Genomic DNA, 6,456 nt, shown 5'->3' with positions numbered 1-6,456 from the left:
CACACGGATTCCCGATTCTGGAACCCCTTACCCTCGACCCGAGTCAATCCGTCGCACCAGATATGTGCATGCCCTAGCGCGATCGCCGAGACCGTGCCCGGCTTCGAATCGGTCGGCTTCTACGGCATCTCCGCGCCGAAGGGCACGCCGCCCGAGGTCGTCGAGATCCTCAACAAGGCCGTCGGCGAAGCGCTGAAGGACCCCAAGCTGGTCGCCCGCCTCGCCGAGACCGGCGGCATCCCCAAGCCGATGACGCCGGCCGAGTTCGGCAAGCTGGTCGCCGACGAGACGGAGAAGTGGCGCAAGGTGGTGGAGTTCGCGGGGGTGTCGGTCGACTAGGCAGTAGCCGCCGCGGGGTCAGGGCTCACCGTCAAGACGTTTGAGGGGCCAACAGCCCCCTCAAAAACAAAAAGTGCGAAAACAACCCCATGCACAGTAGAAGACGTGAGCAATCACAAAGACTTAGGGAAGCACCACGAGAGGCGCCGGCCCATGAGCCAAAGACCCTTTGACTCGTCGGGCAAAACAGGGGCATAATGCGATTATTCCGAATACGGTCCTCGTCCGACCCGCGTGCGCTTTCCGCGCAATCCCGCGTTCCGTCTCGATCAGGCCCAGCATTGCACCCCCGCCTCCATCCCTGTAAACGAACCGCGCACCGTTGCCGGCCGCGCATCTCCGCAGGCCGTCCCGCGGCGGGGCCTGTAGCTCAATGGTTAGAGCCGGCCGCTCATAACGGTCTGGTTGCAGGTTCGAGTCCTGCCGGGCCCACCACGCTTCGCCCTTCGGGCTACGCGTGGCGCAGCCACGCGGAGAGCGAGGGGCGAAGCGTGGTGTCCGGCGTAGCTTGAACGAAGTGAAAGCGAAGACGGACGAACTGCTGCAAAGCGAGTGAGGCTGCCGCGCCGAAGGCGGCCACGCGTGGCGCAGCCGCGCGGAGAGCGAAGGGCGAAGCGTGGTGTCCGGCGTAGCTTGAACGAAGTGAGAGCGAAGACGGACGAACTGCTGCAAAGCGGGGAAGGCTGCCGCGCCGAAGCCCAACGGGCGAAGGCGGGCTATAAAACAATCTATTTGGGGGGGACCGAACATGCGCAAGCTTCTCGCTGTTTTGGTGATCTCGTGCTGGGCCACTTTGGCTTACGCACAAAAGGCCGACCTCATTGTCACGAACGCAAAGATCGTGACGCTGGATCCTGCATCGACGATCGCGCAGGCGCTCGCAGTGCGCGACGGCAAGATCGTTGCAGTTGGCGGCAACGATGCCATGGAAAGCCTGATCGGGCCGGCGACGCGCCGCGTCGACGCCGGCGGACGCACAATCATTCCGGGATTGATCGATTCGCATATTCACGCCGTGCGCGCCGGATTGACCTACGCAACCGAGGTCAACTGGATCGGCGCGAAGACTATCCCTGAGGCCATGGACCGCCTGCGCCAGGCGGCAACAGCGCGCCCGGAATCCTGGATCATCGTGGCCGGCGGCTGGAGCGAATTGCAATTTGCGGAGAAGCGGCGGCCGACGCTCGCCGAAGTGATGTCGGTCGTTCCCGACAATCCGGCTTACATCCAGCTGTTCTATTCGGCGGTGCTGATGACGCCGAAAGCGCAGCAGGCGCTCGGGATATCAGCGGATCAGTTGCCGGCCGGTATCACGACCGAGCGCGCCGCATCGGGCGACACCACGGGCTGGTTCAACGGATCCATCGTCAGCATCTCCGCGCTGTTCGATCGCCTGCCGAGGCCGAATTTCGAGGAGAATGTCGCCGGCACAAGGCAGTTCTTCACGGAGCTCAATCGTCTCGGAATTACCGGGATCGTGGATCCCGGCGGCTTCAGCATCTATCCCAGCCACTACGCCGCCCTGCAAAAGCTCTGGCGCGAGAAATCATTGTCGGTGCGGGTCGCCTACAGCCTGTTCGCCCAGAATGTCGGCGCGGAATTCGAGGAGTACAAGGCTCTCACGCCGTTCCTGCCGATGGGATTCGGCGACGACATGCTGCGATTCAACGGCATCGGCGAGCGCATCACCGGCGCCATGTACAACAACAACGCGCCCGACGCGGCCGCCAAGGACAAGTTCCGCGAGATCATTCGCTGGGCGGCCAAGCAAGGGCTGACGGTCACCATCCACTGGCAGGAAGACAAATCCGTCCGCCACCTCCTCGACCTCTACGACGAGGTCAACAAGGAGACGCCGCTCGCGCCGCTGCGCTGGTCGATCGCCCATCTCGACAACGCCTCGTCCGAGACGCTTCTGCGGATGAAGGCCCTTGGTGTCGGCTGGACCATGCAGGACGCGATGTATCTCGGAGGCGACCGTATCGTCGCGCAGGCCGGCGGTGCCGCGCGCAGCATGCCGCCCCTGGTCACGGCGTTGCGCACGGGCGTCCATGTCGGGGCCGGCACGGACGCGCATCGGGTCGCATCCTACAATCCGTTCGTGGCGCTGCAATGGATGCTGGACGGCAAGACCGTCGGTGGCCTGTCGACGCGCGGCCCGGACGAAACACCCAGCCGCGAAGATGCCTTGCGCCTCTACACCGTGGGAAGCGCCTGGTTCTGCTTCGACGAGACGCGGCGCGGCACATTAGAGACCGGCAAGCTCGCCGACTTCGCGATCCTCGACCGGGATTTCATGTCCGTCCCCGTCGAGCAAATCGGCGCCACGGCGTCTCTGCTGACGGTCGTGGGCGGTAAGGTCGTGTATGCGGCGGATGTTTTCGCGAGCGAAAAATAAGAGCTGGAGGCCCGCCGTGCCGCCCTCACGAAATCTCGGCGCTTGTCCAATGCAGCGGCGCTTGCTCTCGTCTCGAATAGCCGTTTGGTCTTCGGGCTTGTAAACTGCCGGAACCTTCTTGATAAATCTGAGAACCATGACCTCGTTTGCTCAAGCCCCCGAGAAAGAGGCGCAGACGCTGCGGTGGCTGCCCTTCATTGCCGCAATTGCCGCGGTCACGACCGCAGCGCCCTTTGCGTGGGATAAGAGCCTTGGCACGTTTCTGTTTCTCATCTCACTCTACTTGCCCGCGGTGGCATTGGTTTGCGTCGGACTCTGCATCTGGGCCGGAGTCGAGAGGAAATCACCCCGAGCTCGCTCGATAGTCATCTCGCTCGTGGTGTTGCTCATGCTGATCGGCGGGACCTTCTGGGCACTGCCGCGAGTCAAGGATGAACTTCGGTTTCTGGCTTGGTCTTACGCGCGCAACGACGCACCAGAAGGGTTCGCGGACAAAGACTCGGTCATGCTGGCTTGGGAAAGCTGGGGAATGGCAGGTATGGAAAATGACGCTTACCTCGTCTCGAACCCGAGCGATAGCCTCGCCGAGGACGGTGGAGCTTCGGAGTGGCTCCGCCACGTCGGATCAAGTTGCGAAATCGTTGCTTCGAAACGGATGCGTCGTGGAATCTATATCGTCACGACTTACAATTGTCCGCTCCAATGAGCGCCATACGGCCGTAGAGCAGAGACCATCGGATTTAGGGTGATAGTGTACTCAATGCGAGGGCTCGAAAGACTTCGATTAAGTCCACCACTGTCACAGTAATGCCGCTCAAAGATCTGGTACAGACCGCCTGGCGGTAACCCCCTGCCTTCTTAGACCTTTTGACCGAGGACCGTGGGCCCGGCGCGCGTAAACTCCCCTTGCGCTCGCTCAACGGTTGCGCTTGCATCGACTCTTTCGACGGGGGAATTTCAGCATGCGCATTTTAGTCTTGGTGGCGGCTTGCGCCGCGCTGACCGGCTGCATGACGGCTGGCGAAACGGTTTCGTTCAAAGCTTCCAATCCTCAGCAACAAGCTCTCATGAGGGATGGGCAGCCCGCTCTCGTCTCTCGGCAAAAGAGCTCCCTGGTCCTCGTTCGACCGGCGTCCCGCCAGCTCCAAGCGAACGGCCGGCCCGTGTTCGTGGTCGGTATCAACAATCTCAGCCGCCAGCCGGTCGAGTTTCGAGTCGGACAAGTTGAAGCCATCCAACACGCCGCGGGGTCCGACTTCGAAATGAAGATCGTGACATATGAGATGCTTGTTCAAGAGGAGAAGAACCGGCAGGTCGCAGTTGCGCTTCTGACAGGGGTCGCAGCCGGCGCCAACGCTTACAGCGCATCGCGAGCTGGATATGGCACCTATACGACCCCAAGCGGCCGGACCGGCACATTCTACAGCCCGACTGCCGCGGTGATCGCGCAAGGCAACGCCACCGCACAAAATGACGCGATGATTTCCGCGACGATTGAATCAGGTCAACGCAACATGGCTGTGCTCGAGCAAGCGGTGATCAAGGACAATACGCTCCTGCCCGGCGAATGGTACGGAGGCCAACTGCATCTCGCGCCGCCCACCGATCAGGGCGGTACGCAAAAGACCTATACTGTGGTGATCATTGTAGGATCGGACCGCCACGTAATCGATGTGGCTCAAGGACCGCCTGGGGTGTGATAAGGTCAAGCCTCGAACCCGAGAAAATAGCCGGACTCATTGAGTGCATTGTCACGGTAGTCTTGGTTATTTTCTGAGCGAACGTCGGACAAGCACAAGGGCGATTTCTTATTGGTTCTCCAGTAGTGAAGGTCAAAAAGAACGTGCTAGAGTAGTAGTAGGTCCAGCATGAAAAATTTTAGCGAAAAGCTCAGTCGGTCACTTAAGCGGCGTGTGGCAAAAGCGCTTTTGCCCATGTCTGTGCTCCCGACGAAGCTTATTTTGCGGAAAAAAGGCCCCCTTCGGATTCTTGTCGACAGCTCGGTCCTGGCACACGGAATTACGCATGAAGGAGGGTGGATTTCGACAGGGTCGGTTATGTGGGGTGGCAAGGTCGAGGTCCCAACCGGCTATCTGGCCAAGATACCGATCCATGCCCCGGGTAACGACACCCAACTTTATAATGAGGTTCAATACCTCGCTGGAATAGCCTACCTAGCCCGAGCGGGATATCTTGAGCTCTGCACTTCTGCCGAGCTCAAGGCGGAACAATTCCGGCAACCAATTGGTCGGTTTCAAGGATACGGCTATGCCGATCACAATGTCTTTGCCGGCATCAGGCTTAAAAGCATCGATGGGTTTAAGCTCGATCTAAACAACCCAAAGCAAGCGCAACTTGATCGCATCGCGTCCTGCAACGATCCGCTTTATCGGGCCCTACTTGAATCACTTGGTCAAAAGCAGAGCCTGGACGCCTACCACATCTATACTGCACAGAAGTACGGCCTGTTTGCATTCTTGCATATTGATTTCAAGCTCGATGGCTCGTTGCAGCGAAAATCGAAGACGAAGCCCTTTGAAGGTCTGAAGACCCGCATCCTTCTGCCATCGAAGTTTGCGAAGACGATTGGCTTGCTACCCGTTCCAACCAATCTGCTAACTTTGGCTGACGATGATACGTTCTTTCCAACCCGGGCCGATTTGCACGTCCAGGATCAAAAGCGGCATCGTCCAAACAGACAAGTTTAAGCCCGTTAGTATTGCGGTAAGAATTGCAGTTAATTCATAAGCGTTCGCCCCATGAAAGCGGCCCATCTGATATAAAACGCACGTCTAGGTTTATTTGACGTAGGAGGCGCAGATTGGCGGGCACCGAGGTTAGTTGGGAGGATTTCAAGAAAGAAGCTTCATCACTCGCAAAGAAGGCGCGCGACGAAGGCTCCATAGTTTTGTTTCGTGGTCAGGCGTCGAGTGAGTGGCGATTGCAGACCACCCTCGAAAGAAGCGGTTTGTTAGAAGGGGTGGCCGACTATTACAGGATAGCCTTACGGGTAAAGCCTGAAGTCGAGGCTTACACAGGACTAACGTGGAGCGAGGAGCCTTCGATTTCTGAAATCGAGCGCGGCGTGTTGGCTGGTTACGACAGTTTCAGTTCGATCATGCTGCGCGGCTCGTTGCCCCACTACTCATACCTAGCCTATTTGAGGCACCACGGCTTCCCTTCTCCTCTCCTGGATTGGAGTGCATCAGCGATGGTAGCGGCGTTTTTTGCGTTTCGAAGTGCGGACGCCGACAACGTGGCGATCTACGCCTTTCGAGAGCGGGATGCTAGTGGGATGAAAACAGGCGGAAGCGATGAACCCGCAATAAGGCTGCTTGGCCCTTACGTTGCGGCTCCAAAGCGTCACTTCGCTCAACGCTCATATTACACCGTTTGCACACAATGGCAGGAAGTCAGCCCACACTTCCTTGAGCATACAAACGTCTGCAAGCCATTCGATCCCAAGGCCGATTTTCAGCAGGACATTCTCTTCAAATTCGTTCTGTCAAATGACCAGCGGCGTGAAGTCATAAGGGAGTTGGCCGAGTACAATCTAAGCCCATATACTCTCTTCGGTTCAGAAGAGGGACTTATGGAAAGCTTGGCGATGCGCGCAGAACTCGACTAACCGATTTCGAGCTAGGTGGGTGACGTCGATCTATCGAGCAAGCCAGTAAGACTACGTCCAACGAATATCTTGGTAGGCCTCCCACTATCGG

Annotated in this window: 6 protein-coding genes and 1 tRNA gene; all 7 read left to right on the top strand. The window is 58.6% G+C overall.

All coding sequences use genetic code 11. From position 1 onward, the window contains the following. Positions 1-339 (top strand): Bug family tripartite tricarboxylate transporter substrate binding protein (locus AC1RUR_RS34875; RefSeq protein ID WP_492852557.1); only part of this gene is annotated, 339 nt, incomplete at its 5' end. A gap of 359 nt (positions 340-698) precedes the next feature. Next, positions 699-774 (top strand) — tRNA-Ile (locus AC1RUR_RS34870). Between the two features lie 313 nt (positions 775-1,087). Then, entirely contained in the window at positions 1,088-2,737 is a 1,650-nt protein-coding gene (locus AC1RUR_RS34865) for an amidohydrolase (RefSeq protein WP_492852555.1), read from the top strand. 136 nt (positions 2,738-2,873) lie between these two features. Beyond that, a complete protein-coding gene (locus AC1RUR_RS34860; protein WP_492852553.1) occupies positions 2,874-3,443 on the top strand; it encodes a hypothetical protein in 570 nt (189 codons plus the stop codon). A 256-nt stretch (positions 3,444-3,699) separates the two neighbouring features. Further along, a complete protein-coding gene (locus tag AC1RUR_RS34855; protein WP_492852551.1) occupies positions 3,700-4,437 on the top strand; it encodes a hypothetical protein in 738 nt (245 codons plus the stop codon). A 168-nt stretch (positions 4,438-4,605) separates the two neighbouring features. Continuing rightward, positions 4,606-5,445, top strand: coding sequence for a hypothetical protein (locus tag AC1RUR_RS34850; RefSeq protein ID WP_492852549.1), 840 nt, complete (start codon positions 4,606-4,608; stop codon positions 5,443-5,445). A 113-nt stretch (positions 5,446-5,558) separates the two neighbouring features. Further along, positions 5,559-6,365 carry an FRG domain-containing protein gene (locus AC1RUR_RS34845; protein WP_492852547.1) on the top strand — a complete coding sequence of 269 codons (807 nt, stop codon included), beginning with the start codon at positions 5,559-5,561 and terminating at the stop codon, positions 6,363-6,365. Positions 6,366-6,456 lie beyond the last annotated feature (91 nt).

It is taken from the genome of Bradyrhizobium sp. GW821-FHT12B03 (assembly GCF_058807535.1).
Note: the sequence above shows the minus strand (reverse complement) of the source record. Positions and strands in the feature narration are given on the sequence as shown.

What these genes read in the sequence shown, in the direction of transcription:
- AC1RUR_RS34865 (WP_492852555.1), top strand. Translation starts at nt 1,088, where the DNA reads ATGCGCAAGCTTCTCGCTGTTTTGGTGATCTCGTGCTGGGCCACTTTG.
- AC1RUR_RS34860 (WP_492852553.1), top strand. Translation starts at nt 2,874, where the DNA reads ATGACCTCGTTTGCTCAAGCCCCCGAGAAAGAGGCGCAGACGCTGCGG.
- AC1RUR_RS34855 (WP_492852551.1), top strand. Translation starts at nt 3,700, where the DNA reads ATGCGCATTTTAGTCTTGGTGGCGGCTTGCGCCGCGCTGACCGGCTGC.
- AC1RUR_RS34850 (WP_492852549.1), top strand. Translation starts at nt 4,606, where the DNA reads ATGAAAAATTTTAGCGAAAAGCTCAGTCGGTCACTTAAGCGGCGTGTG.